Origin of the sequence: Nocardiopsis dassonvillei subsp. dassonvillei DSM 43111 (genome assembly GCF_000092985.1) — a bacterium.
Classification (GTDB): Bacteria; Actinomycetota; Actinomycetes; order Streptosporangiales; family Streptosporangiaceae; genus Nocardiopsis; species Nocardiopsis dassonvillei.
Map to the genome: position 1 here is coordinate 3,588,243 of NC_014210.1, position 25,624 is coordinate 3,613,866.

Consider the following 25,624-nt stretch of genomic DNA (forward strand, 5'->3'; position numbering starts at 1 on the left):
GGGCGTCGCGCCGTGGGACAATCAGGGCATGAGCCTCGTTCCGGCGGCCACCCGCGCGCTGCGGCTGCTGCGCTTCCTGGCGACCCGCCCCGGGCCGGTGTCGGCCTCGGCGATCGCCGCCGAGCTGGGCGTGCCCCGCTCCAGCGTGTACCAGCTGCTGGAGGCCATGGCGCGGGAGGGCTTCGTGACCCACCTGCCCGAGGAGCGCCGCTGGGGCCTGGGCGTGGCGGCCTTCGAGATCGGCTCGGCCTACCTGCGCCACGACGGCGTCGAGCGCCTGGCCCGTCCGCTGCTGCACCAGCTCACCGAGGCCACCGGCGCCACCGCGCACCTGGGCGTGCTGCACGGCGCCGACACCCTGTATCTCCTCAAGGAGCAGCCGCCGCACGCCCCGTCGCTGATCACCGGGGTGGGGGTGCGCCTGCCCGCGCACCTGACCGCGTCGGGGCGGGCCATGCTGGCCCGGCTGCCGCGCGCCCAGGTGCGCGCCCTGTACCCGGACGCGGCGGCCTTCACCACCCGCACCGGCCGGGGCCCGGCCTCGCCCGGCGAGCTGCGCCGGGTGCTGGCCGAGGAGCAGCGCCAGGGCTGGTCCATCGAGGACGGGCAGGTCACCGAGGGCTTCGTGTCGGTGGCCGCGGCCGCCTGCGACCACAACGGCCGCCCCGCCGCGGCGATCAGCCTGACGGTGCCCAGCGCGCGGCCGGTCACCCCGCAGGCGCTGGCCGGGCGGGTGCGTGACGCGGCGGCCGACCTGACCCGCCGCCTGGACGGCCGCGCCTCACCGTAGCGGCGGGGTCCGCTCCACGACCGAGGGCAGCGGGGCCGTGCGCTCCACCATCCGCAGGATCTTCTCCTTGAGGTCGGCGGGCACCTGCACGTAGAACTGCGTGGGAGCGTCCACCGCTTCCAGGTCCAGGCTCTCGGCGGTCTCGGCCCAGCTGGGCAGCTCGGCGTCGGTGCGGTGGGTGTCCAGCACGAACTCGATGAAGTAGGTGAGCCTGCGCCCGCCGGTGTGCACCTCGCGGATGCGCCGGATCTCCGTCCAGGCGATGAACGTCCCCTCGCCGGGGAACCACCACTTGCGCTCCTGCAGGACCGTGACGCCGTCGCTGTCGGCGCTGATGCCCTGCCGGGTGATGCGCTGGGGCAGCCCGCGCAGCACGAACACGTTGCTCCCCGGGCCCACGAAGAGCATGGCCAGACCCGCGAGGGCCCACAGCGTCACCGAGCCGACCGTGGTCTCCTCGCGCAGCACGTGCCAGAGCATCGACCCCAGCACCACCACGAACCCCGCCGTGAGGGCGGCGGAGAAGTAGGCCACGGCCATCCACATGCGCGTGTTGGGGCCGCGCAGGCTGACGTACCTGCGCAGGTGGGAGACGCTCTCGGGCGTTCGGGTCAGGTCTGAGGGAACACCTCGGGGGGCGGCGGGGGCGTCCGCGGGTTCGGGGGAGGCCATACCCACCATTGTCCCCACTCCGGCGGGTGCTCCGTGCGCCGGACCCCGCGCGGACGCGGGGAGGATGGGCCAAAGCACGGGTGGAGGCGGCCGGGGAGCGCTAGAGTCCGGTCCATGAGGCCGAACACGAGCGAGTACGACACCGAGCTGAGGCTGAACGGCGAGGTGATCGTCCTGGACGGGGTGCCCTACCAGGGGCGCACCGTGCTTCCGGAGGGGCCGGACAGGTTCGCCTGCCTGGAGCGCTGGGCCAAGGGGGTGGCCGAGACCCTGGGGGAACCGGTGACCTGGCGCGCCGCGGAGAACGGGCGGCTGGCCGGACGCGGGACGGTCCAGCCCGGGCCCGGGGCTCAGAACCGCCGGGCGCTCTGAGCCCCGCACTTGGCGCACTGGAACTTGCGGTCGTCGCCGAGTATCCAGTCGTGGTCCCCGCCGGTGGGGCACGTAGACATCGACACCATCTCCTCATAGGGCTGTCGGGGTGCGTGCCGATCACTCTATTTCCCAAGAACCACACCAGTCCCGAGAATGAGAAGTTCGTCCTCGTATTCACATACGTCCGGGGCGTCGGACACGGTCACCGGGCCCGGACACACGCGTGGGGCCCGTCGCGGTCGCGACGGGCCCCACGGAAAGCCTGTGGGGGAAGGAGCGGCTAGTTCTGCCTGGCCCTCATGTGGGCCTCGACGGCGGCGCGGTCGGCGCGCAGCTTGGCCAGGGCCTCGTCGAGGATGAGCTTGCCCTCCTCCTCGCTGCGGCGCTCCTTCACGTACGCCAGGTGGGTCTTGTACGGCTCGGTGCGCGGCGGCGACGGGGGGTTCGCCTTGTCCTTGCCCGCGGGGAAGCCGCAGCGCGGGCAGTCCCATTCGTCGGGGACCAGCGCCTCGCTCGCGAAGCTGGGCACGACCTCGTGCAGGTTCGCGCAGTAGAACGGAACCCGGACGCGCGGGGCGGCCTCGCCCCGCTCGGCCTCACCCATGGGACCGGCTCCGACACGGCTGCCACGAATGGCACTGCCACTACCCACGAAAAACTCCTTCGGCGAACTCGCTCACCGGTTCTCGGGCGAGCTTGACGGTGGACGGGGTGTGCCCGCGGGTCGCGGGCTACATGCCCCGGTTGATCAGCAGGCCGAGGATGACGATGGCGATGATCCACACGACCCCGATCGCGATGGTCATCCGGTCGAGATTGCGCTCGACCACCGACGATCCGCCGAGCGAGGACGTGACGCCGCCGCCGAACATGTCGGAGAGACCGCCGCCCTTGCCCTTGTGCATGAGCACCAGGAGGACCAACAGCACGCTGAGAAGCATCACGAGGATGGACAGACCGAGGATCACACGCTCACCCGTAGCTCGACCCCGAAGCGGGGGGGTTATGGACCGACCCTCGTTTCCCGTGCGCACCAGCGGTGACACCGGACCGGCGCGGACACCTGGGAATCAGGGGACCGGGGACAATTTCGGATTTTACCGTGCCCTTGGCGGCACGGGCGGGGGAAACCGCGAGGCACGGAGAACCCCACAGCGAAGTCTAGCCCGACCCGGCGACCTGTCGGGCACCCCGCCCGTCACCATCGGGCATCGAAGCGTGACGGGCGGGGTCCTCGCCGCGGCTAGTTGTCGCCGAAGCGGATGATCTTCACGAACTCGTCGGCCTTGAGGCAGGCGCCGCCGACCAGGGCCCCGTCCACGTCGTCCTTGGCCATGATGCCGGGGGCGTTGTCGCCCTTGACCGAACCGCCGTAGAGGACGCGCACCGCGCCCGCGACCTCGGGCGAGTACAGCTCGGCCAGGCGCGCGCGGACGGCCGAGCACACCTCCTGGGCGTCCTCGGGGGTGGCGACCTCGCCGGTGCCGATGGCCCACACGGGCTCGTAGGCGACGACGATCCTCTCGGCCTGCTCGGCCGGGACCTCCTTGAGGGCGCCGTCCAACTGGGCCAGGACGTGCTCGACCTGCTGGCCCGCCTTGCGGACCTCCAGGCCCTCGCCCACGCACAGGATCGGGACGATGCCGTTGGCGAACGCCGCCTTGACCTTGGTGTTGACCAGGGCGTCGTCCTCGCGGTGGTACTCGCGGCGCTCGGAGTGGCCCACCAGCACGTAGGAGCAGTCCAGCTTGGCCAGCATGGACCCGGAGATCTCGCCGGTGTAGGCGCCCTTCTCGTGCGCGGAGATGTCCTGGGCGCCGTAGACGATCTTGAGCTTGTCGCCGTCGACCAGGGTCTGGACGCTGCGCAGGTCGGTGAACGGCGGCAGGACGACGACCTCGGCCTTGTCGTAGTCCTTGTCGTTGAGCGCGAACGCCAGCTTCTGGACGAGCGCGATCGCCTCCAGGTGGTTGTTGTTCATCTTCCAGTTGCCCGCGATGAGCGGCAGGCGCTGGGACATGTCGGCACTTCCTCGTCTGTGAAAGGGGACTTCGGGCTTACTTCAGGGCGTCGATACCGGGCAGGTCCTTGCCCTCCAGGTACTCCAGGCTGGCGCCGCCGCCGGTGGAGATGTGGCCGAAGGCCGCCTCGTCGAAGCCCAGCGCGCGCACGGCCGCGGCGGAGTCGCCGCCGCCGACCACGGTGAAGGCGCCGGAGTCGATCAGGGCCTGGGCCAGCGCGCGGGTGCCCCCGGCGTAGGGCTCCATCTCGAAGACGCCCATCGGGCCGTTCCAGAACACGGTGCGGGCGTCGGCCAGCTTCCGCGCGAAGAGCTCCTGGCTGCGGGGGCCGATGTCCAGGCCCATCCGGTCGGACGGGATGGCATCGACGGCGACCGCGTCGTGCGCGGCGTCGGCGGAGAACTTCTCGGCGGCCACCACGTCCACCGGCAGGACGATCTCCACGCCCTCGCGCTCGGCGCGCTCCAGGTAGCCCTTGACGGTGTCGAGCTGGTCGGCCTCCAGCAGGCTGGAGCCGACCTCGTGGCCCTGGGCCTTGAGGAAGGTGAAGACCATGCCGCCGCCGATGAGCAGGCGGTCCGCGGTGCCCAGCAGGTTGTCGATGACGCCGAGCTTGTCGGAGACCTTGGAGCCGCCCAGGACCACGGCGTAGGGCCGCTGGGGGGCGCCGGTGAGCCTGCGCAGCACCTCGACCTCGTTCAGCACCAGGCCGCCGACGGCGTGCGGCAGCCTGCCGGGCAGGTCGTAGACGCTGGCGTGCTTGCGGTGCACGGCGCCGAAGGCGTCGCCCACGTACAGGTCGGCGAGCTGGGCGAAGCGGTCGGCGAGCTCCCCGCGCTCGGCGTCGTCCTTGCTGGTCTCCCCCGGCTCGAAGCGCACGTTCTCCAGCAGGGCGACCTGACCGTCCGTGAGGGCCTCGGAGGTGGCGCGGGCCGACTCCCCGGCGGTGTCGGAGGCGAAGGCCACCTCGGCGCCGAGCAGTTCGCCCAGGCGGGCGGCGACCGGGCGCAGAGAGTAGCGGGGGTCCGGGGCTCCCTTGGGGCGGCCCAGGTGGGCGGCGACGATGACGCGGGCGCCGCGCTCGCGCAGCGCGGAGATGGTGGGCACGGCCGCGCGGATGCGCCCGTCGTCGGTGATGCGGTCGCCGTCCAGGGGCACGTTCAGGTCGGCCCGGACGAACACGCGCCTGCCGGAGACGTCGAGGTCGTCGATCGTCCGCATGCTGGGTCTCCTCTTGGAATGTGGGGTGTGGCGGTCCCGGGCGGTGGAGCCGGGAGGGGCGCGCACGACGGCACCCCTCCGCGCGCACTGCGGGCGAAGGGGTGCCGTCTCACGCGCCGGTGGCCATGAGGGCCGTGGACGCTACAGGCCGGAGCCGACCAGCTTGGCCAGGTCGACCAGGCGGTTGGAGTAGCCCCACTCGTTGTCGTACCAGCCGACGATCTTGACCTGGTTGCCGAAGGCCATGGTCAGCTTGGAGTCGAAGGTGCACGAGGGCGAGGTGCCGACGATGTCGGAGGAGACGATCTCGTCCTCGGTGTAGACGAGCACGTCCTTGAGCGGACCCTCGGCGGCGGCCTTGAACGCGGCGTTGACCTCGTCCTTGGTGACTTCGCGCTCCAGGGTGACGACCAGGTCGGTCACGGAGCCGTCGGGCACGGGGACGCGCATGGCCATGCCGTCCAGCTTGCCCTGGAGCTCGGGGATGACCAGCGCGGTGGCCTTGGCGGCACCGGTGGTGGTCGGGATGATGTTCTGCGCGGCCGCGCGGGCGCGACGCAGGTCCTTGTGCGGGAAGTCCAGGATGACCTGGTCGTTGGTGTAGGCGTGGACCGTGGTCATCAGGCCCTGCTTGACGCCGAAGTTGTCCAGGAGGACCTTGGCCATCGGCGCGACGCAGTTGGTGGTGCAGGAGGCGTTGGAGATGACGTGGTGGTTGGCCGCGTCGTACTTGTCGTCGTTGACGCCCATGACGACGGTGATGTCCTCGCCCTTGGCCGGGGCGGAGATGATGACCTTCTTGGCGCCGGCCTCGATGTGCTTCTTGGCGTCCTCGGCCTTGGTGAAGATGCCGGTGGACTCGACCACCACGTCCACGTTCAGGTCCGACCAGGGCAGCTGGGCCGGGTCGCGCTGGGCCAGGACCTTGATGGTCTTGTCGCCCACGCGGATGAAGTCGTCGCCGACCTCGACGTCGCCCTCCAGGGTGCCGAGCACGGTGTCGTACTTGAGCAGGTGCGCGAGCGTCTTGGTGTCGGTGAGGTCGTTGACCGCGACGATTTCGATGTCGCTACCACCAGCGGCGACCGCGCGCCAGAAATTGCGGCCGATCCTGCCGAAGCCGTTGACGCCTACACGGATGGTCACGGAACCAATCTCCTCATATATCGCACATCATTTCCACCCGGGCATTAACCCCCGCCTGGAACGCCGTACTCCGGGGTCAACCGGCCGACCGCCATGAGCAGGTTCAACGCACACAGGGTGTTCACCACGAGCCTAGCGGAGCACCGGCGAAGAGCCGCTGCTGGGCCACGGCCGAGCCTGCGGGCCCGGTGGATTCGCGACCATCCTGGCACCGCGAGGCGGAGAGGTCTATACCATTTTCCGAAGTTATCCCGGAGTTTTCGCAGTTAACAAAGCCGAACATCGGTGTTACGGCGCCAGCGCCCGGGGGCCGGGGGAGGGCTCAGGGTCAGGGGACCAGCATGTCCGGGGTCAGGTTGGCCTCGGTGCCCTCGATGCCCAGGTCGCTCGCGCGCTTGTCGGCCATCGCCAGCAGCCTGCGGATACGTCCGGCGATGGCGTCCTTGGTCAGCGGCGGGACGGACAGCTGTCCCAGCTCCTCCAGGGAGGCCTGCTTGTGCGCCAGGCGCAGCTGCCCCGCGGCCACCAGGTGCTTGGGCGCGTCCTCGCCCAGGATCTCCAGGGCCCGCTCCACGCGCGCGCCCGCGGCCACCGCCGCCCGCGCGCTGCGCCGCAGGTTCGCGTCGTCGAAGTTGGCCAGCCGGTTGGCGGTGGCGCGCACCTCCCGGCGCATCCGCCGCTCCTCCCAGGCGAGCACGCTCTGGTGCGCGCCCAGCAGGGTCAGCAGCGCGCCGATGGAGTCGCCGTCGCGGACCACCACCCGGTCCACGCCGCGCACCTCGCGCGCCTTGGCGTGCACCTTGAGCCGGCGTGCGGCGCCCACCAGCGCCAGCGCGGCCTCCGGTCCGGGGCAGGTCACCTCCAGCGACATCGACCGGCCCGGCTCGGTCAGGGAGCCGTGCGCGATGAACGCGCCCCGCCAGGCCGACTCGGCGTCGCAGGCTCCGCCGGCCACCACGTGCCGGGGCAGGCCGCGCACCGGGCGGCCGTTGTTGTCCACCAGCCCCGTCTGCCGGGCCAGCGACTCGCCGTCCTTGATCACCCGGACCACGTACCGGTTGCCCTTGCGCAGGCCGCTCGGGGACAGCACGACCACCTCGGACTCGTGGCCGAAGACCTCGGAGATGTCCTTGCGCAGACGGCGCGCGGCCGCGCCCGTGTCGAGTTCGGCCTCGATCACGATGCGCCCGCCCACCAGGTGCAGGCCCCCGGTGAACCGCAGGATGGTGGACACCTCGGCTTTGCGGCAGCATGGCTTGAGAATGGTCAGCCGGCTCAACTCATCCTTCACCACGCCGGTCATCGCCATCGCTGAGGTCCTCCCCGTCACACAACCCGACCCGGCACCACGCACTCGGCACCGGGGATGCGCCGCCGTGGCCCGGCCACGAGCGGCTTACTCCGTGGCAGACTACGTGACCGGGCGCTGGCTGCCGACCCCCGCACGGCGTGTTGCCCATCCGCCGACCAGCCGCGCCGCGCGCCCTGGGGGCCTTCGTGCCGGTGTGCGGCCAATTGCCCTCGACCTGCGAGGACCGCGGCCCTCAGCCCTCCAGGATCCTCTCGAAGGCCGCCGCGAGCCGGTCGGGGTCGTGTCTCGGTGTGCCGTCGTCGCGGGACAGCTCCGCCAGCTCCAGGCGCCCGCCCAGCTCGCCGACCGCCCGCACCAGGGGCTCGGGCTCCTCCACGGTCCCCCGGTCGGCGAGCACCACGTCCACCCCCAGCTTGGGCGCGTGCTCGCGCAGCACCTCCAGGTAGGTCTCGGGGCGGAAGCCGTCGGTCTCGCCCCGCTGCGGGGACAGGTTCAGCGCCACCATCCGCTTGGCGCGGGTGGTGACCAGGGCGTGCGCCAGGTCCGGGACCAGCAGGTGGGGCAGCACGCTGGTGAACCACGACCCGGGGCCGAACACCACCCAGTCGGCCTCGCGCACCGCCTTGACCGCCTGCGGGCTGGCGGGCGGGTCCTCGGGGATGAGTGAGATGGAGCGCACCTTGCCGCTGGTGCTGGCGCACGCCACCTGGCCGCGCACCGTGGTCAGCTCCTCGGGCCGCGCCGGGTCGATCCCCGACACCTCGGCGGCGATGTCCAGCGGCACCGACGACATCGGCAGCACCCTGCCGTGCGCGCCCAGCAGCTGGCCCACCCAGTCCAGGCCCGCCACGGAGTCGCCGAGCAGCTCCCACAGGGCCACGATCAGCAGGTTGCCGACCGCGTGGCCGTGCAGTTCGCCCTCGGAGCGGAAGCGGTGCTGGATCACCTCGCTCCAGGTGTGGCCCCACTCGTCGTCGCCGCACAGCGCGGCCAGCGCCATGCGCAGGTCGCCGGGGGGCAGGACGCCCAGCTCCCGGCGCAGGCGGCCGCTGGAGCCGCCGTCGTCGGCGACGGTGACGACCGCCGTCACGTCGGTCGTCACCCTGCGCAGGGCCGACAGGGAGGCGTGCAGGCCGTGCCCGCCCCCCAACGCGACCACCCGGGGCGGACGCCGCCCGTCACCGTCGGGTGCTGTGCTCTTCGCCATGGCTGTGGTCTGCCCCTCGTCCCATGTCCACCGGACGAATCGGACCGTACCACCGAGAACGGTGCACCGCGGGCAGGGCGCGTGTCGGGCGCCCGCGGGTCACTCCCGGCCGACGTCCCGGTGGACCACGTGCACGTCCACACCCTGCCCGCGCAGCCGGTCGGCGAACTGCTCGGCCATGGCCACGCTGCGGTGCTTGCCCCCGGTGCAGCCCACCGCCAGCGTCATGTAGTGCTTGCCCTCGCGCTGGTACCCGGCGATGGTCAGCTTGAGGACGTCGGAGTAGGCCTCCAGCATCTCCTTGGCCCCGTCCTGGGCCAGGACGTAGTCGCGCACCGCGTCGTCACGGCCGTTCATCGGGCGCAGCTCGGGCACCCAGTGGGGGTTGGGCAGGAAACGGCAGTCCAGCACCAGGTCCGCGTCCACCGGCAGGCCGTGCTTGAACCCGAAGGAGACCACGTTGGCGCGGGGGCGCGCCTCGTCGCTCTCCCCGAAGAAGCCGATCACCCGGGCCTTGAGCTGGTGCACGTTGAGCTGGGAGGTGTCGATGACCAGGTCGGCCTCGCCGCGCACCGCCCGCAGGGTCTCGCGCTCGCGGTCGATGCCGTCGGTCAGGCGCCCGTCGCCCTGGAGGGGGTGGGGCCTGCGCACGCCCTCGAACCGGCGGACCAGGGCGTCGTCACCGGCCTCCAGGTAGAGCACGCGCGCGGTGATGTCGCGCTTGCGCAGTTCCTCCACCGTGGACAGCAGGTCCTCGGTGAAGGCCAGCGAGCGCACGTCCACGACCACGGCGACCCGCGGCACCGCCCCGTGCGTGCGTCCGGCCAGCTCGATCATCGTCGGCAGCAGGCCGGGCGGCAGGTTGTCCACCACGAACCAGTCCAGGTCCTCCAGGGCCCTGGCCGCCGTGCTGCGGCCCGCACCGGACATGCCGGTGACGATGACCACCTCGGGTGGCAGTTCCCCACCCAGTTCGACCGTCATGCGTCTCCTCCCCCGTCAGTGATGTGCTGTGCTGGTGCCCCGTCGCCCCGCCCCTCCGTCGTGGCGGGGCCGCCGGACAGGTGTGCGTGCACGGCCTCGGCCAGCTTGGGGCCGATCCCGGGCACCGCCGCGATCTCCTCGGCCGTGGCCGAGGCGAGCCTGCGCACCGAGCCGAACGCCTTGATCAGGGCCGTCCTGCGGGACGGCCCCAGACCGGGCAGCTCGTCCAGGCTGCTGCCGGTCAGCGCCTTGGCGCGCTTGTGCCTGTGGTACTGGATGGCGAAGCGGTGGGCCTCGTCGCGCACCCGCTGGAGCAGGTAGAGCCCCTCGCCCGCGCGGGGCAGGATCACCGGGTCCTCGTCGCCGGGCAACCACACCTCCTCCAGGCGCTTGGCCAGACCGCACACGGCGACGTCCTCGATCCCGAGTTCGTCCAGGGCGCGGCGCGCCGCCTCGGCCTGGGGCCGGGCGCCGTCCACCACCACCAGGTTAGGCGGATAGGCGAACTTCCCGGGTGACGGCTCGTCGTCGCTTTGGTGACCACCGTGGTCGCCGGTCTCCCCCATGCGGGCGACCTCGCCGCTGCGGGCGCTCTCCTCCAGGTAGCGCCGGAAGCGCCGGTGGACGACCTCGTACATGGCCGCGACGTCGTGCTGTTCCCGGCCGCCCTCGCCGCTGCCGCGGACGGAGAAGCGGCGGTACTCGGACTTGCGGGCCAGGCCGTCCTCGAAGACGACCATGGACGCCACCACGTGCTCGCCCTGGAGGTTGGAGATGTCGAAGCACTCGATGCGCAGCGGCGCCTCGGGCAGCTCCAGGGCCTCCTGGATCTCCTGGAGGGCGCGGCCGCGGGTGCTCAGGTCCCCGGCCCGGTGGGTCTTGTGCCGGGCCAGCGATTCGGCCGCGTTCTTGGCGACGGTCTCCATGAGGGACTTCTTGTCGCCCCGCTGCGGCACCCGCAGGTCCACCGAGGAGCCGCGGTGCTCCGACAGCCAGGCGGCCATGGCCTCGGGGTCGGCGGGCTCATGGGAGACCAGGACCTCGCGGGGTACGGCGGTGCCGGTGCCCCCGCTCTCGTCGTCGCCCCGGGTGGGACCGTAGATCTGGCCGAGGAAGGTCGCGATCAGCTCGCCGGGGCCGTCGTCGGCCACCTTGTCCACCACGTAGCCGCGCTGTCCGCGGATGCGCCCGCCGCGCACGTGGAAGATCTGCACGGCCGCCTCCAACTGGTCGTCGGCCACGGCGATGACGTCGCAGTCGGTGGAGTCGGGCAGGACGACGGCCTGCTTCTCCAGGGCGGCGCGCAGGGCCTCGATGTCGTCGCGGATGCGGGCGGCCCGCTCGTACTCCATCTCCCCGGCGGCCTCGCGCATCCGCCCCTCCAGCTCGCGCAGGAACCGGCCGGTGTCGCCCGCCAGGAAGGAGCAGAAGTCCTCGGCCAGGGCCCGGTGGTCCTCGGGCGAGGCCTTGCCCACGCAGGGGGCCACGCACTTGCCGATGTAGCCGAGCAGGCAGGGGCGGCCGCTGTTGCGGGCGCCGCGGAAGACCCCCGGGGAGCAGGTGCGCACGGGGAAGACCCGCAGCAGCAGGTCCACGGTCTCGCGGATGGCCCAGGCGTGGGAGTAGGGGCCGAAGTAGCGCACCCCCCTGCGCTTGGCGCCGCGCATGACCTGCACCCGGGGGAACTCCTCTTGGAGGGTGACCGCCAGGTAGGGGTAGCTCTTGTCGTCGCGGTACTTGACGTTGAACCGGGGGTCGTACTGCTTGATCCAGGAGTACTCCAGCTGGAGGGCCTCCACCTCGGTGCCCACGATCGTCCAGTCGACGTCGGCCGCGGTGGAGACCATCTGCTGCGTGCGCGGGTGCAGTCCGGCGAAGTCGCGGAAGTAGGAGGAGAGGCGGGACCGCAGGTTCTTGGCCTTGCCCACGTAGATCACGCGTCCGGAGGAGTCCCGGAACCGGTACACGCCCGGGTCGGTGGGGATGGAACCGGGCGCGGGGCGCAGGTGAGGAGTCGCAGCCATGGTCCCATTGTGGTAGGTCGGGGGGACATACGGCCAACCGAGCCCCGTACGCTCCGTGCGTGGCACGTCTCACCCCGCCGCCCTCCCCCGCGCGCCGTACCCGCCCTGCGGGCGCCGCACGCGCCCGCGTTCCTCGGGCGCGGGTAAGCGAAACGTCACGATTGGGTATCCGCATGCTCTAGGTTGGGCGGGTACACAGGAACTTCCCGACATCGACGACAAGAGGGGGCCCTTCGTCGTGAGCCTGCCCCAATGGATCACGGTCGGCGTCACCGTCATGGTCGCGGTGCTGCTGGTCTTCGCCGTGCGCTGGGTGCTCAAGCACAAGCTGGGCAAAGCCTGGCGGGTGTCCCAGCACGTGGTCCACCGCACGACCTACACCAGTTACGGCGCTGCCGCGGTGGTCGGCGCGAACCTGTCGCTGCCCAGCCCCGCCAACGTGGACTGGGGCACGTACCAGGCCATCGACCACGCGATGAGCATCCTCATGATCGCGACGCTGACGGGCCTGGGCGTCAGCCTGGCCTACGCGGTCACGGACATGGTGCTGGCCCGGCTGTCGGTCGCCAACGGCGACGCCGACCGCAAGGCGCGGCGCATCCAGACCCAGGTGCGGCTGCTGCGCCGGGTGATCACCTCGATCATCGTGGTGCTGGCGGTCGCCGCCATCCTGTTCACCTTCGACGAGGTCCGCGCGCTCGGCGCCGGGCTGCTGGCCTCCGCCGGCATCATCGGCATCGTGGCCGGTGTGGCGGCCCAGTCCACACTGGCCAACCTGTTCGCCGGACTCCAGCTGGCCTTCAGCGACGCCCTGCGCATCGGCGACGTGGTCGTGGTCGAGGGCGAGTGGGGCCGGGTCGAGGAGCTGAGCCTGGTCAACGTCACCATCAAGATCTGGGACGAGCGCCGCCTGGTGGTCCCGGTCGCCAACTTCACCACGACCAGCTTCGAGAACTGGACCAAGCAGGGCACGGCGATCACCGCCAAGGTGGTGTTCCCGCTGGACTGGGAGGTGCCGATCGAGGAGATGCGCGAGGAGACCGGGCGCCTGATCACCCGCAGCGAGCACTGGGACGGGCGCAGCTGGTCCTGCCAGGTCGTGGACATCGCCCCGAGCGGCGAGGTGCTGGTGCGGGTGGTGGCCACCGCCGCCGACACCGGGCACCAGTGGGACATCGCCTGCGAGATCCGCGAGCACCTCATCGGCTGGCTGGTCGAGAACTACCCCGAGTCCCTGCCGCGCCACCGCGCCCAGTTCCTGGCCTCCGAGGACGCGGACGAGGCCGCCTACGCCGCCCAGTTCCCCACCTCGGCGTTCCGGCGCCACGAGCCCAACGGCGTCAGCGGCCCGCCCGGGGGCGACCCCGGCGAGGCCTGAGCCCGACCGGTCCACACACGCGACGGCGCCCGGAGCGGAAGATCCGCTCCGGGCGCCGTGGTGTCGCGGCGGGCGGGTCCGTGGGCTCCCCGCTCCGGCCCTCCCGCCGGTCCCTTTCAGGAGGAGGGGCCCTGGAGGATGATGTCGGTGCCCTCGACGGTGACCTCGAACGGCTCCAGCGGCTCCTGGGCCGGGCCCGTCAGCGCCTCCCCGGTGGAGATGTCGAACTCGCTGCCGTGGCACAGGCACCGGATGACCTCGTCCACCTCCTGGACGGTGCAGCCCGCGTGCGTGCACGAGGCGCCGAAGGCCCGGTACCGGCCCGCCTCGGGCTGGGTCACGACCAGTTTGCTGTTGCTGAAGACCGCTCCCGCGCCCTCGGGGACGTCGGTGGTCTGGCCGACCACCTGGCCGTACCGGACCTCCTGCGGCTTGGGCTCCTGTCCGCCGCAGGCGCTCACGGCCGTGACGGCCGCGGCCGTACCCGCCGTCCCGAGCAGTCGGCGCCTGCTCATCCCGCACCCGCACGTCCTCTTACCGGCCACGACGAAACGCTCCTCACCTGCGCCGAAATATCACTACACAATGTAGTAGGCACGGCGGGGTGGCCGGGTTCCGGGGTGTACGCGAGAGCCCTCAGGCCCGCGGCGGATACGGGTGCGCCGTCGGGGGCTGCGGGCCCGCCGCGGCCACGTCGAGCACCACGGTGCCAGCGATCCGGTCGTGCAGTCCCTGCCGGTTGGGCCGGTTCCAGGCGGCCATCCCGCCGGTGAGCAGCGCCGTCACCGCCACCAGGAACCACCAGAACCAGACGGCGCTGAAGAACAGGAAGAGCAGCAGGAAGGGCAGGGCCAGCAGCGCGGCGCGCACCGTCAGGGCGGCGAGCGGCAGGGCGCCCAGGCTGCCGTTCCCGGCCTGGGGCGCGACCCTGAGTCCCACGCGGCGCTTGCCCAGCGTCTGCTGCCAGCGGGAGAGGGCGAGGGTCTCATAGCCCGCGTAGAGCAGGAAGAAGGTCACCGACAGGAAGAGCGGGTACCGGTCGCCGATACCGGTGGTGTCGCCGGAGCCGACCGCCTGGACGCCCACCCAGGCCAGGGAGAGCACGAGCGCCAGCAGCAGTGCGGGCAGGGCGACCAGGAGCAGGTCGATGCCGCGCGCGTACGCCCGCGTACGCCAGGCGGCCAGGGGGTAGAGCCGCTCCACGGGTTCGGCGCCCGGGGCGGCGTCCGGTGCGCCGGAGCGCGCGTCCCCGTGCAGGCCGTCGTGTGCGCCGGCGGGCTCCCCGTGCCCGGGGCGGGACGGGAGCCGCTGGGTTTCCGGAGGCGTCGGCCCGCCGCGGTCCGGTCGGGGAGGGACGTTCATGGGCGGGCCAACCTCCAGGGCGGTTCGTCGGAGTCGCGCGGGGGCCGGGCGCGGACGCGGCGCCCGGGGCGGGGTCCGCCGGGCGGGACGCGGATACGTTCGACTCTACTCAGGTGAGACATGTGTCGCGAACCCGCCAACCTGACGTGGCCACGGGCAGCGCGGCGCCCCGCCCCGCGGGGACCGGGACGGGGCGCGGCGGTGCCGTCGGGCGCGGGCTCAGAGCATCTTGGCCAGGAAACGCCCGGTGTAGGACTCGGCCACCGCGGCGACCTCCTCCGGGGTTCCCTGCGCGACCACGGTGCCGCCACCGGAGCCGCCCTCGGGGCCCATGTCGATGACGTGGTCGGCCGTCTTGATGACGTCGAGGTTGTGCTCGATGACGATCACCGTGTTGCCGGTGTCGGTCAGGCGGTTGAGCACGCCCAGCAGCTTGCGGATGTCCTCGAAGTGCAGGCCGGTCGTGGGCTCGTCGAGCACGTACACCGTCCGCCCGGTGGAGCGGCGCTGGAGTTCGGCGGCGAGCTTGACCCGCTGCGCCTCACCGCCCGACAGCGTCGTGGCGGGCTGGCCCAGCCGCACGTAGCCCAGGCCGACGTCGGCCAGGGTCTGGAGGTGGCGGCGGATGGCGTTGATCGGCTCGAAGAACTCCAGGGCCTCCGAGATCGGCATGTTGAGGACCTCGGAGATGTTCTTGCCCTTGTAGCGGACCTGGAGGGTCTCCCGGTTGTACCGGGCGCCGTGGCACACCTCGCAGGGCACGTAGACGTCGGGCAGGAACTGCATCTCGATCTTGAGCGTGCCGTCGCCGGAGCAGGCCTCGCAGCGGCCGCCCTTGACGTTGAAGGAGAACCGGCCCGGCTGGTAGCCGCGCGTCTTGGCGTCGGTGGTCTGCGCGAACAGCTTGCGGATGTGGTCGAAGACCCCCGAGTAGGTGGCCGGGTTGGAGCGCGGGGTCCGCCCGATGGGGCTCTGGTCCACGTGCACGACCTTGTCGACCTTGTTCATGCCGTTGACCCGCAGGTGGCGGCCGGGCACGTCGCGCGCCCCGTTGAGCTCCTTGGCCAGCGCCTTGTAGAGGATCTCGTTGACCAGGGTGGACTTGCCCGAGCCGGACACGCCGGTGACGGCGGTGAACACGCCCAGCGGGAAGGCGACGTCGACCCCGTGGAGGTTGTTCTCGCGCGCTCCCCGGACCACCAGCTCGTGCCCCCGGGTGAGGGGGCGGCGCTCCACGGGCACCTCGATGCCGCGCTTGCCGGACAGGTACTCGCCGGTGAGGGAGTCCTCGGAGGTGAGCAGCTCGTCCACGATCCCCGAGACCACGACGTGGCCGCCGTGCTCACCCGCGCCGGGGCCGATGTCCACGACCCAGTCGGCGGCGCGGATGGTGTCCTCGTCGTGCTCCACGACGATGAGCGTGTTGCCGATGTCGCGCAGGCGCTGGAGGGTCTCCAGCAGGCGCGCGTTGTCGCGCTGGTGCAGGCCGATGGAGGGCTCGTCCAGCACGTACAGCACGCCCACCAGGCCGGAGCCGATCTGGGTGGCCAGGCGGATGCGCTGGGCCTCCCCGCCCGAGAGCGAGCCCGAGGAGCGCGCCAGGCTCAGGTAGTCCAGGCCGACGTCGAGCAGGAAGCCGAGCCGGGCGTTGATCTCCTTGAGCACCTGGGCCGCGATGACCGCGTCGCGCTCGGAGAGCGTGAGCCCGGCCAGGAAGGCCGCGCTGTCGCTGAGCGGCATCTGGGCCACCTCGGCGATGGACTTGCCGCCCACGGTCACCGCGAGCACGACCGGCTTGAGGCGGGTGCCCTCGCAGGTCGGGCAGGGCACGGTGCGCATGTACCCCTCCAGCCGTTCGCGGCCGTAGTCGCTCTCGGTCTCGGAGTGGCGGCGCTTGACCCAGGGGATGACGCCCTCGAACTCGGTGTAGTAGGAGCGGTTGCGCCCGTACCTGTTGCGGTAGCTGACGTGGACCTGGGTGTCGTGCCCCTCCAGCAGGGCCTTGCGCGCGCGGCGCGGCAGCCGCTCCCAGGGGGTGTCCAGGTCGAAGCCGATCGCCTCGCCCACCGCCTTGAGGATGCGCTCCCAGTAGCCGCTGTTGGGCCCGCCGGACCAGGGGCCGATGGCGCCCTCGGCCAGCGTCTTCTCGGGGTCGGGGACCAGGAGTTCGGGGTCGACCTCCATGCGGGTGCCCAGGCCCGAGCACTCGGCGCAGGCGCCGTAGGGGGCGTTGAAGGAGAAGGAGCGCGGTTCGAGCTGTTCGAAGGACAGGTCGTCGTAAGGGCAGTACAGGTGCTCGGAGAAGACCTTCTCGCGGTCGGGGTCCCCGGCCTCCACGTCCACGAAGTCCAGGATGATGGTGCCCCCGGCCAGCTTGAGCGCCGTCTCCACCGAGTCGGTCAGGCGCCCGCGGGAGGAGGGCTTGACGCTGAGGCGGTCCACGACCACGGCGATGTCGTGCTTGTCGTAGCGGCCCAGCTTGGGCGCCTCGTCCAGGCGCACGGCCTGCCCGTCCACCACCGCGCGGGTGTAGCCCTTGGACTGCAGGTCCTTGAACAGCTCGACGTACTCGCCCTTGCGTCCGCGCACGACGGGGGCGAGCACCTGGAAGCGGGTGCCCTCCTCCATCTCCAGGACGCGGTCCACGATCTGCTGCGGGGTCTGGCGGGCGATCTCGCGGCGGCACTCGGGACAGTGCGGGACGCCGACGCGCGCCCACAGCAGCCGCAGGTAGTCGTAGACCTCGGTGATGGTGCCGACTGTGGAGCGGGGGTTGCGGCTGGTGGACTTCTGGTCGATGGACACCGCCGGGGACAGGCCCTCGATGAAGTCCACGTCCGGCTTGTCCATCTGCCCCAGGAACTGGCGGGCGTAGGCCGACAGCGACTCCACGTAGCGCCGCTGGCCCTCGGCGAAGATCGTGTCGAAGGCCAGCGACGACTTGCCCGAACCGGACAGGCCGGTGAACACGATCATGGAGTCGCGCGGCAGGTCCAGCGAGACGTCCTTGAGGTTGTGCTCCCGGGCTCCCCGGACTACCAGTTGTTCGACCATCGAGTGAGACATCCTTCGGCTCTGGCGCACAGGACGCGGACCCCGTCGCGTGACGTCGGCTGACCCGTGTGGAACTTCGCGTGCGGCGGTCGGGACCTCCCGGAGACCGCCCGGGCCCCGGAGACGGGCCGCTGAGGAGAGGGGGGAGGACGCTCGCCTCTCCCGCCCGTCCAGCCTAACGACCGCCGACGACGGTTTCTTCCACCTCGCAGAACAAGGTGGCACCCCGGCGCCGGAGCGCTCAGGGTGCCACCACTATAGACGAACAGCTGTTCGAATCCGGCCGTTTCCCGGAATGTCCTCGACGCGCCCGCGGGCCCGCCGTCCGCTCAGGAGCGGTCCGCCGGGGAGTCGACGGAGGGGTCGCGCTCGGTCTTGAGCTCGGGGTTCTTGCGCTCGTCGGCGCGGGACTTGATCAGGCTGCCGACGATGGTGATGGTCATGATGCCCAGGATGACGGTCAGCGACAGGCCGATGCCGACCTCGGGCACGTGCACGCCGTTCTCGTGCAGGGCGTGCAGGATCATCTTGACGCCGATGAAGACCATGATCGCCGACAGGCCCCAGCTGATGTAGGCCAGGCGGTCCATCAGACCGGCCAGCAGGAAGTACAGCTGGCGCAGGCCCAGCAGGGCGAAGGCGTTGGCGGTGAAGACGATGTAGGCGTCCTGGGTCAGACCGAAGATCGCCGGGATGGAGTCGACGGCGAAGACCAGGTCGATCATGCCGATCGCGACGATGACCAGCAGCATCGGCGTGATGTGGCGGCGGCCGTCGAGCTTCACGGTGAGGTGGGCGCCGTGGTAGTCGTCGGTCACCGGCCAGAAGCGCTTGAGGAGGCGGACCACCGGGGTCTGGGTGAAGTCCTTCTCCTCCTCGTCGCCCTTCATGTGGTCGCGGACGATCTTGTAACCGGTGTAGATCAGGAAGGCGCCGAAGAGGTAGAAGACCTCGCTCCAGGCGTTGATGACCTGGGCGCCCAGGACGATGAAGATGCCGCGCATGACCAGCGCGATGACGATGCCGACGAGCAGGACCTCGTGCTGGTACTTCTTGGGCACCGCGAAGGAGCCCATCAGGAGGTAGAACACGAAGAGGTTGTCGATGCTCAGGCTCTTCTCGGTGACGAACCCGGCGAAGTACTCGGCGCCCGCGCCGCCTCCGCCGAAGTACCAGACACCGAAGCCGAAGATGATGGCGATGCCGATGTAGAAGGCCGCCCACCAGGCGGCCTGCTTCATGCCGAACTCCTGGGGCCCCTTCGTCTTGCTCCAGGGATGGTCGACGATGATGAGGTCGATCACCAGGATGGCGACCATGGCGCCGATCGTGGCGACCCACACCCACAAGGGAACGTTCACGGAAAGTCTCTCCTCCGGTCAGTGCGCGCGGGCTGTGTGCACGCACGTCGAACCACCGGAGGTCTCTCCCGCCCGCAGCGAAGCGCTGCGAACCGGCGGCACCGGGAGGACGACTCTGTCCGCCGTGATGACGACACCGCCGCGACAGGGATACTCCCCTCACGTGTCAGGCCAGGATACCGGTGCCACACCGTGGGCGGCACACACCGGACCGTAGTCCAGGATGACATCTCCACCCCCGCGAGGTGAAGTCCCGGTGGAGGTGGCATCGACCGCACCCCGGGGACAGGTCCACCCAACCCCGGGGCCATCCCGCCCCCCGCTCCCCTCGCGCCCCACGTCACCGCCGCAGCACCGTCTTGTACACGCCCGCGGCGGCCTCCACCGCGTCCTCCTCGCTCGGCAGCGCCTTGGCCGCCTCGCGCGAGCGCGCCCGCAGGTCCTCGGCCAGCGCCGGGTCGTCCAGCACCCGGCCCACGGCGGCGGCGAAGGCCGCGGGATCCCCCGGCGGCACCATCAGCACCGTCCCCGAGTACAGGTCCGGGATGCCGCCGACCCGCGTGGAGACCACCGGCAGCCCCGCGCGCAACGCCTCCATGATCACCAGTGAGGGCCCCTCCCACTGGCTGGTCAGGCAGAACACGTCCGCCGCCGCCAGCAGGTCCGCCACGTCCGCGCGGTGCCCCAGCATGCGCACGTCCGCGCGCATCTCCGCGGCCGTGTCGTGCAGCTGCCCCCACAGGGGCCCGTCCCCGGCGATCGCCACCACCGGTTCGGGGCGGCGGTCGGCGATGGCAGGCGCCGCCGCCAGGAGCATGTCCAACCCCTTCTGCTCGGCCAGGCGGGCGACGGTCAGCAGCAGCGGCCGCTCCGGCAGCACCGCCAGGTCGGCCCGGGTGGCCTCGCGCCCGTTCACCGGAGCGCCGGTCTCGGGAGCGGCCACCACCGCCAGCCGCGCGTCGCGCGCCCCGACCGAGCGCAGCCTGCGCACCAGGTCGCCCGACACCCCCAGCACCACGTCCGCCCGGTGCGCCACGATCCGCTCCAGCACCGGGTAGGCCGCCGACAGCGCCCCCCGCACCAGCGGCGGCGCGTTGTGCGCGGTCACCACCAGCGGAGAGGCGCCGGCCAGCGCGCACAGGGCCCCGGCCCGCAGCCCGTGCGCGTGGACCACGTCCGCGCCCCGGGTCAGGGCGCGCAGGCGCAGCACCGCGCCGGGATCGCCCGCGGAGGGCGCCGCTCCGATGCCGACCGGGGAGAAGCGCATGCCCTCCGAGGTGAAGCCGAACTCGCGCTCGGCGGAGGCCGGGCCCAGCACCGCCACCCGGTGGCCGCGCGCGGCCAGGCCCGCGCCCAGCGAGCGCACATGGCGGCCCACCCCTCCACTGCTGGTACCGATGACCAGCGCGATCCTGGCGTTCAACGCCTCTCCCTCCTGCGTTCGAGTACGGTCCCGACCCGGTCGGCGACGGCACGCACCGCCGGACGGTCCACCACCGCCGCGACGGCCGCGTAGAGGGCCAGCGCCGCCGTCGCCGCCACCGCGGCCGCCGCCACCGTCTGCCACACGCCGTCCGCGGGCAGGGCCGCGGCCACCGCGCGCCCCGCGGTCCACCCGACCACACCGCCCAGCGCCGCGGCCAGTACCGAGCGCGCCACACCCGTCAGGGCCGCGCGCCCGTGCGTGCGCGCCACCGCTACGCACAGCAGGGCCGCGGCCAGGCTCAGGCCGACCGTGCTGGCCGCGCCCAGCCCGGCGATGGACCAGCCCTGCGGCAAGGTCCACACCAACACCACAGCACACAACATCACCACCAGCCACCCCACCACCTGGGCCGTGGCGGCCAGGCGCCCGTGGTGCGAGGCGTACAGGGCACGGCTGAGCAGGGCCACCAGCCCGAATCCCACCACCCCGGGAGCGTAGGCGAGCAGGGCGCGCTCCAGGGTCAGCGGATCGTGCTGGGCGAAGACCAGGGCCACCGGGGCCGCGGCGGCGGCCAGGGCGGTGCCCACCCCCGCGGTGACCACCACGCAGGCGCGGGCGCCGCCCGACACCAGGGAGGCGTACCCCCGCCGGTCGTGTTCGGCGTGCGCGACCGCCAGGGCGGTGAACGCGCTGGTGGCGATGGGCACCGCGATCACCCCGTAGGGCAGGGTGAACAGGGCCCAGGCGTAGGTGTGGAGCACGGCCGCGCCCGCGCCGCCGCCCCGGTTGGCCAGGGCCACGAACAGCAGCAGGCACAGCTGCATGGCCGCCAGCGGCAGCAGGGAGGCCAGCGCCAGGGAGCGCACGCGCCCGCCCACCCCGGGCGGGAAGGTCAGGCGCGGCCGGGACCGCACCCGCAGCCGCCGGGCGGGCCCCACGACCGTGAGGAAGAGCGCCGCCGCCCCGGCGGTGGTGCCCAGGGACAGGGCGAGCTCGGCCGCCAGCGGCAGGCCCGCCACGTCCTGGCGGTGGTCGGCTCCCAGCGGCACGAAGGCCACGTAGGCGGCGATGACCACCAGGCTGGACACCAGCGGGGCCAGGGCCGGGGCCAGGAAGCGGCGGTGGGACTGCAGGACGCCGTAGAGCACCGAGGCCAGACCGTAGAGGACGATCTGCGGGGCGAAGACCGCGAGCATGCGGGCGGACAGCCCGAGCAGCGCGCCCCGGTCGCAGCCCTGGCCCGCGCCCAGCATGAGCGCCATCGCCGGGACCGAGACCAGGGCGAGCAGCGCCGACAGCGGCACGGCCAGCAGCAGGACCCAGGTGATGAGCGCCGAGGCGGTGTGGCGCACCTGCTCGCGGTCGCCGCGCTCGGCGGCGGCGGCCAGCACCGGGACGACCACGGCGGTGAGCGCCCCGCCGATGACGATCTCGAACAGGACGGCGGGCAGCTGGTTGGCGGTGACGTAGGCGGTGCCCAGACAGGTGTCGCCGACGGTCTGGGAGAAGACCACGGTGCGCCCGAACCCCGCCAGCCTGGCCCCCACGGTGACCACCGCGATGAGCGCCGCCGCCGTGCCTACTCCGCGCGTCACCCCCTGGATGGTACGGGACACCGTGGCCGTCTCACTCGTGCCTGCCCCAGCGGTCGAGGCGGCGCAGGGCCGGAACGCGGTCGATGACGCGGGAGAAGCTGACGCGCTCGCTGGCCAGGGTCAGGGCGGCGACCCCCGCGAGCAGGGCCGCGCGCACGGGGCGGGGCGCCCGGGCCGCGGCGGCCGCGCCGAGGGCGGCGCCCAGGGCGTTGGCCCCGGCGTCGCCGAGCATGGAGCGCTCGGCGAGCTCGTCGGGCAGCAGCGCGGCCGAAGCGCCCACGACGGGGCCCAGCAGCGGCGCGGCCGGGGAGGCCAGGGCGGGGGCGGCGGCGAACAGCGCGACCTTGGCCGCGCGTCCGGGGCGCAGGTCGAACAGGTTGAGCAGGTTGGCGCTGGCGGCGATGAGCGCCCCGTCCAGCACGGTGTCCAGCGGCGAGCGGCGCAGCAGGCGGGCGGCGGCGACCCCGGTGGCCCCGATGCCCGCCATCTTGACCATGCCGGTGGTGATCCGGCCGCCCGCCAGGGCGCCCAGGTGCCCGCGCAGGCCGCGGGCGCGGGAGGAGCCCGCCAGGTCGTCGTAGACCCCGAAGGCGGCGGCGCCCGCCGCGGCCAGCACGGAGGCCGCGCGCACGCGCGGGCCGGGGCCGGGCACGAGCAGGACGGCCGCGCACACGCCGCAGGCCAGCGCGGGCCCCTGGCGCAGGGTGACGCGGCGTCCGCGGAAGTTGGTGCGCAGCCACACGTCCGTCGCCTCGGCCGCGCCGGACGCGTTCGGCGCATCCGGTGCACGCGGTGCGACGGACGCACGGGGGGCGCCGGGTGTGCCCGACACGGCAGGTGTGCGCGGTGCGCCGGTGGTGACGAGTGCGCCCGACACGCGTGGCGTGCCGGACGGACTCGTGGCCTCAGGTGCGCGCTGGACACCGGACACGCATGGCGTGCCGGACGCGTTCGGCGCATCCGGTGTGCGCGGTACGGCTGGCATGCCGGAAACATCGCATGCGTCCGGTGTGTCGGGTGCCTGCGGGGCGACGGGTGTGCCCGGTGCGACGAACCCGTCCGACGCGCCGGGCCCGGAGGCACGGACGGCCTCGTACCGGGTAGCACGGCCCCGGGTGAGCAGGGAGTAGGCCGTGGAGGCCGCGGCGGCTCCGAGCAGGGCGCCGGTCAGGCCCTGGGCCAGGAACCGCGCGGCGGCGGATCCGGGGTCCGCGAGGGGGACGGGGGCGGTCAACGGTGTCACTCCCCGTCCCGAACGGTGCGGCGGGCCTCGTCGGTGCCGCCGCCCGCGTCGCTCGCGCCGTCGCTCCCGGTGGGCTCCGGCGAGGCATCGGAGGAGTCCTCGGAGTCCTCGCGCGGCTCGGGCAGCGGGTCGGGGAGGAAGCCCGCCACCCCCTCGCCGATGCCGTACGCTCCCCCGGCCTCCTTCAGGTTCTCGGCCAGGGCCAGGATCGTGATGACCTCGCCCATCGGGCGGCTGGCCACGTCCACGGTGGCGAAGGCCGCCTCCGCGGCGCGCGCCTGCGCGAGCATTCCCTCGCCCCGGGCGGAGGGCCCGTCACCGGCCACGACGGTGGCGCCGACCTCCCGGTGCAGGGCCGTGGTGATCGTGTTCAGCACCGCGTTGGCGGTCTGCGGGTCCTGGCCCTCGGGCGAGGACCCGCCCGAGGGCGCGAGGACGACCACGGCGTCGGCGGACTCTGCGGGGTCGCCCTCGACCGTGATCAGCCCGCCCTCGGTGAAGGCCTCCAGGACGGCCGCCGGGTCGTAGCCGCCGTCACCGCCCTCCCCCGCCTGGGCGGACGGGGACTCGGACGGGGACGCCTCCTCGTCACCGGAGCCCCCCTCCCCGGAGGGGTCCTCCTCCGAGGCGGCCAGGGCGCGGCCGATCTCGGCGCCCGCCTTCTCGTGGGGGCTGCCGGACAGGTCCCGGGGGTCCCGGGTGATCTGCAGGGCCAACTCGTCGACGAAGGTGGCGTTGCCGCCGTCCAGGAACGCGTCGCTGATCTGGACCCGGCCGACGACCTCGCCGCCCGCCTGCTCCACGCGCCCGGCCAGGGCGTCGGCCGTCTCGGTGTCGGCTCCGGGAGCGCTCACCACCACCACACCGAGGTCGGTGAGCAGACCGGAGAGCGTGTCGTCGGACACGGCCTCGGCCATCCGGTCGGCCCCGGCGTTGACCTGGTCGGCGGCGTCGCGCTCGGCGCGCAGCTCCTCGCTCTGGCTGCGCAGGTCGGCGGTCTCGGACTGGAGCGTGTTGAGCAGCGGGTCCTGGAGCATGGTGGTCCCCAGGACGAGCCCCACGGTGAGCGCGAGGAACACCGCGACGATGGACACCAGGTGGTAGCGGAAATCGATCACGTCAACAGCCCTGTCAACCAGTAGGAGAACGCGTCCCAGCGCGCCGCGAGAAAGGTGAGGTAGACCTGGCCCGCCGGTGAGCTGTAGGCGGCGACCACGATGGTGAGCAGGCAGGCCGCGACCAGCCCGAGCAGGGCCCAGGGGGAGATGCGCGAGCGGTACAGGCGGCTGACGCCCTTGGCGTCGACGAGCTTGCCGCCCACCCGCAGCCGGGTCAGGAAGGTGCTGGCCATCCCCGCCCGGCCCTTGTCGAGGAACTCCTCCAGGGTGGCGTGGGTGCCCACGGCCACGATGAGCGCGGCGCCCGCGCCGTCGGCGAGCATCATCGCCACGTCCTCGCTGGTGCCCGTGGCGGGGAAGACCACCGCGCCGTGCCCCAGGTCGGTGAGCCTGGGCAGGCCCGGGGCCCTGCCGTCGCGGTAGGCGTGCACGACCAGCTCGGCCCCGCTGGTCAGCGCCCGGTCCGAGACCGAGTCGAAGTCGCCGACGATGATGTCAGGCTTGTACCCCGCCTCCATGACCGCGTCCGCCCCGCCGTCCACGGCGATGATGACCGGCCGGAACTCGCGGATGTAGGGCCGCAGCGCCGCGATGTCCTCCCGGTAGTGGTAGCCGCGGACCACGATGAGGACGTGGCGGCCCTCGATGTCGGTCTCGATGGTGGGGATGCCGATGCCGTCCAGGAGCAGGTCGCGCTCGTGCTGGAGGTAGGCCATGGTGTTGGCCGCGAAGGCCTCCAACTGTGTGGCCAGCCCCGCGCGGGCCTCCTCCATCGCCGCGCTGACGGTCCCCAGGTCCTGGAGGGTGCCGCGCGCGACGACCTCGTCGCCGCGGTACAGGGTGGCGCCCTCCAGGCGGAGCCGCTCGCCGTCGCGGACGCGGGTGAACACCTCGGGGTCGACGTCGTCGACCAGGGGGATCCCCGCGTCCACGATCATCTCCGGCCCCTGGTTGGGATAGCGGCCGCTGATGCTCGTGGCGACGTTGAGGACCGCGGACACACCGCAGCCCACCAGGGCCTCGGCACTGACGCGGTCCAGGTCGACGTGGTCGATGACCGCGATGTCGCCCGGTCGCAGACGTTTGGTCAGGTTCTTGGTGCGCCGGTCCGAGCGGACGGGCGCGATCAGCCCTGTGGGAGCGTCCGCCCGGGTGCGGCGGAACCGCATGACTGTGGCGCTGAGCGCATCCGATACCTTCATCGCTGGCATACTGTCAGAACTCACCTACGGAGAGTCATCACAGCTGTGAGATCGGCGTGTTCTGGTCGAGACCGCCGACCTCACCCCGTTCCGGGACGACCACGGCGACCTGCCCGCCCACTACCCCGAAACG

Annotated in this window: 22 protein-coding genes; 3 read left to right on the forward strand and 19 right to left on the reverse strand. The window is 72.5% G+C overall.

Going from position 1 to position 25,624, the window contains the following annotated elements; all coding sequences use genetic code 11:
- The first annotated feature begins 28 nt into the window (after window positions 1-28).
- Window positions 29-790, forward strand: coding sequence for an IclR family transcriptional regulator (locus NDAS_RS14800; protein WP_013154019.1), 762 nt, complete (start codon window positions 29-31; stop codon window positions 788-790).
- Here NDAS_RS14800 and NDAS_RS14805 read toward each other — a convergent pair.
- Window positions 782-1,462: a hypothetical protein gene (locus NDAS_RS14805; protein ID WP_019610509.1), complete on the reverse strand. Its 681-nt coding sequence runs from the start codon at window positions 1,460-1,462 to the stop codon at window positions 782-784. The two genes, NDAS_RS14800 and NDAS_RS14805, sit on opposite strands and share 9 nt — an antisense overlap.
- Before the next feature lie 114 nt (window positions 1,463-1,576).
- On the opposite strand from NDAS_RS14805, the gene NDAS_RS14810 reads away from it, so the two are divergent.
- The gene (locus NDAS_RS14810) at window positions 1,577-1,834 is read left to right on the forward strand and encodes a hypothetical protein (protein ID WP_013154021.1); all 258 of its coding nucleotides are present in this window, start codon (window positions 1,577-1,579) and stop codon (window positions 1,832-1,834) included.
- Window positions 1,835-2,117: 283 nt separating this feature from the next.
- Here the strand turns inward: NDAS_RS14810 and NDAS_RS14815 are convergent, their stop codons facing one another.
- The 9 genes from NDAS_RS14815 to uvrC form a co-directional block, all read right to left on the reverse strand.
- Complete coding sequence (locus tag NDAS_RS14815) at window positions 2,118-2,489, reverse strand: RNA polymerase-binding protein RbpA (protein ID WP_013154023.1); 372 nt, start codon at window positions 2,487-2,489, stop codon at window positions 2,118-2,120.
- A gap of 79 nt (window positions 2,490-2,568) precedes the next feature.
- Entirely contained in the window at window positions 2,569-2,805 is a 237-nt protein-coding gene (gene secG / locus NDAS_RS14820) for a preprotein translocase subunit SecG (RefSeq protein ID WP_013154024.1), read from the reverse strand.
- Window positions 2,806-3,080: 275 nt separating this feature from the next.
- Window positions 3,081-3,857, reverse strand: coding sequence for a triose-phosphate isomerase (gene tpiA, locus NDAS_RS14825; protein ID WP_013154025.1), 777 nt, complete (start codon window positions 3,855-3,857; stop codon window positions 3,081-3,083).
- A 37-nt stretch (window positions 3,858-3,894) separates the two neighbouring features.
- Window positions 3,895-5,079, reverse strand: a complete 1,185-nt coding sequence (locus tag NDAS_RS14830) for a phosphoglycerate kinase (protein WP_013154026.1) — start codon at window positions 5,077-5,079, stop codon at window positions 3,895-3,897.
- Between the two features lie 141 nt (window positions 5,080-5,220).
- A complete protein-coding gene (gene gap, locus NDAS_RS14835) occupies window positions 5,221-6,225 on the reverse strand; it encodes a type I glyceraldehyde-3-phosphate dehydrogenase (protein WP_013154027.1) in 1,005 nt (334 codons plus the stop codon).
- Window positions 6,226-6,553: 328 nt separating this feature from the next.
- The gene (gene whiA, locus NDAS_RS14840) at window positions 6,554-7,534 is read right to left on the reverse strand and encodes a DNA-binding protein WhiA (RefSeq protein WP_013154028.1); all 981 of its coding nucleotides are present in this window, start codon (window positions 7,532-7,534) and stop codon (window positions 6,554-6,556) included.
- A gap of 235 nt (window positions 7,535-7,769) precedes the next feature.
- Window positions 7,770-8,744 carry a gluconeogenesis factor YvcK family protein gene (locus NDAS_RS14845; protein ID WP_013154029.1) on the reverse strand — a complete coding sequence of 325 codons (975 nt, stop codon included), beginning with the start codon at window positions 8,742-8,744 and terminating at the stop codon, window positions 7,770-7,772.
- 99 nt (window positions 8,745-8,843) lie between these two features.
- A complete protein-coding gene (rapZ, locus tag NDAS_RS14850; RefSeq protein ID WP_013154030.1) occupies window positions 8,844-9,728 on the reverse strand; it encodes an RNase adapter RapZ in 885 nt (294 codons plus the stop codon).
- Window positions 9,725-11,752 carry an excinuclease ABC subunit UvrC gene (gene uvrC / locus NDAS_RS14855; RefSeq protein ID WP_013154031.1) on the reverse strand — a complete coding sequence of 676 codons (2,028 nt, stop codon included), beginning with the start codon at window positions 11,750-11,752 and terminating at the stop codon, window positions 9,725-9,727. Before uvrC ends, rapZ begins: the two co-directional genes overlap by 4 nt.
- 238 nt (window positions 11,753-11,990) lie before the next feature.
- On the opposite strand from uvrC, the gene NDAS_RS14860 reads away from it, so the two are divergent.
- Window positions 11,991-13,130 (forward strand): mechanosensitive ion channel family protein, encoded by a 1,140-nt coding sequence (locus NDAS_RS14860; protein ID WP_013154032.1) that lies wholly within the window; start codon window positions 11,991-11,993, stop codon window positions 13,128-13,130.
- A 116-nt stretch (window positions 13,131-13,246) separates the two neighbouring features.
- Here NDAS_RS14860 and NDAS_RS14865 read toward each other — a convergent pair whose 3' ends face one another.
- From NDAS_RS14865 to steA, 9 genes are all read right to left on the reverse strand, one after another.
- Window positions 13,247-13,645 (reverse strand): Rieske (2Fe-2S) protein, encoded by a 399-nt coding sequence (locus NDAS_RS14865; RefSeq protein WP_041552787.1) that lies wholly within the window; start codon window positions 13,643-13,645, stop codon window positions 13,247-13,249.
- 121 nt (window positions 13,646-13,766) lie between these two features.
- Window positions 13,767-14,492, reverse strand: coding sequence for an RDD family protein (locus tag NDAS_RS14870; protein WP_013154034.1), 726 nt, complete (start codon window positions 14,490-14,492; stop codon window positions 13,767-13,769).
- A gap of 219 nt (window positions 14,493-14,711) precedes the next feature.
- Complete coding sequence (gene uvrA, locus NDAS_RS14875; RefSeq protein WP_041552788.1) at window positions 14,712-17,546, reverse strand: excinuclease ABC subunit UvrA; 2,835 nt, start codon at window positions 17,544-17,546, stop codon at window positions 14,712-14,714.
- A 329-nt stretch (window positions 17,547-17,875) separates the two neighbouring features.
- A complete protein-coding gene (locus NDAS_RS14880; RefSeq protein WP_013154036.1) occupies window positions 17,876-18,907 on the reverse strand; it encodes a TerC family protein in 1,032 nt (343 codons plus the stop codon).
- Window positions 18,908-19,247: 340 nt separating this feature from the next.
- On the reverse strand, window positions 19,248-20,330 hold the full coding sequence (locus tag NDAS_RS14885) for a glycosyltransferase family 4 protein (RefSeq protein ID WP_013154037.1): 1,083 nt from the start codon (window positions 20,328-20,330) through the stop codon (window positions 19,248-19,250).
- A complete protein-coding gene (gene murJ, locus NDAS_RS14890; protein ID WP_013154038.1) occupies window positions 20,327-21,949 on the reverse strand; it encodes a murein biosynthesis integral membrane protein MurJ in 1,623 nt (540 codons plus the stop codon). The genes NDAS_RS14885 and murJ overlap by 4 nt, the downstream gene beginning before the upstream one ends.
- Window positions 21,950-21,959: 10 nt before the next feature.
- A complete protein-coding gene (locus NDAS_RS14895; protein WP_378670104.1) occupies window positions 21,960-22,913 on the reverse strand; it encodes a hypothetical protein in 954 nt (317 codons plus the stop codon).
- Between the two features lie 254 nt (window positions 22,914-23,167).
- Complete coding sequence (locus NDAS_RS14900) at window positions 23,168-24,289, reverse strand: copper transporter (protein WP_013154040.1); 1,122 nt, start codon at window positions 24,287-24,289, stop codon at window positions 23,168-23,170.
- The gene (gene steA / locus NDAS_RS14905; RefSeq protein ID WP_041552789.1) at window positions 24,286-25,458 is read right to left on the reverse strand and encodes a putative cytokinetic ring protein SteA; all 1,173 of its coding nucleotides are present in this window, start codon (window positions 25,456-25,458) and stop codon (window positions 24,286-24,288) included. Before steA ends, NDAS_RS14900 begins: the two co-directional genes overlap by 4 nt.
- Window positions 25,459-25,624: the final 166 nt, after the last annotated feature.

Bases quoted from the DNA above. Each gene is read 5' to 3' on its own strand.
- NDAS_RS14865 (WP_041552787.1), bottom strand. From the start codon at position 13,645: ATGAGCAGGCGCCGACTGCTCGGGACGGCGGGTACGGCCGCGGCCGTC.
- steA (WP_041552789.1), bottom strand. From the start codon at position 25,458: ATGCGGTTCCGCCGCACCCGGGCGGACGCTCCCACAGGGCTGATCGCG.
- NDAS_RS14845 (WP_013154029.1), bottom strand. From the start codon at position 8,744: ATGGCGAAGAGCACAGCACCCGACGGTGACGGGCGGCGTCCGCCCCGG.
- NDAS_RS14895 (WP_378670104.1), bottom strand. From the start codon at position 22,913: ATGCCAGCCGTACCGCGCACACCGGATGCGCCGAACGCGTCCGGCACG.
- NDAS_RS14805 (WP_019610509.1), bottom strand. From the start codon at position 1,462: ATGGCCTCCCCCGAACCCGCGGACGCCCCCGCCGCCCCCCGAGGTGTT.
- rapZ (WP_013154030.1), bottom strand. From the start codon at position 9,728: ATGACGGTCGAACTGGGTGGGGAACTGCCACCCGAGGTGGTCATCGTC.
- uvrA (WP_041552788.1), bottom strand. From the start codon at position 17,546: ATGGTCGAACAACTGGTAGTCCGGGGAGCCCGGGAGCACAACCTCAAG.
- tpiA (WP_013154025.1), bottom strand. From the start codon at position 3,857: ATGTCCCAGCGCCTGCCGCTCATCGCGGGCAACTGGAAGATGAACAAC.
- whiA (WP_013154028.1), bottom strand. From the start codon at position 7,534: ATGGCGATGACCGGCGTGGTGAAGGATGAGTTGAGCCGGCTGACCATT.
- NDAS_RS14870 (WP_013154034.1), bottom strand. From the start codon at position 14,492: ATGAACGTCCCTCCCCGACCGGACCGCGGCGGGCCGACGCCTCCGGAA.
- uvrC (WP_013154031.1), bottom strand. From the start codon at position 11,752: ATGGCTGCGACTCCTCACCTGCGCCCCGCGCCCGGTTCCATCCCCACC.
- NDAS_RS14810 (WP_013154021.1), top strand. From the start codon at position 1,577: ATGAGGCCGAACACGAGCGAGTACGACACCGAGCTGAGGCTGAACGGC.
- NDAS_RS14800 (WP_013154019.1), top strand. From the start codon at position 29: ATGAGCCTCGTTCCGGCGGCCACCCGCGCGCTGCGGCTGCTGCGCTTC.
- NDAS_RS14830 (WP_013154026.1), bottom strand. From the start codon at position 5,079: ATGCGGACGATCGACGACCTCGACGTCTCCGGCAGGCGCGTGTTCGTC.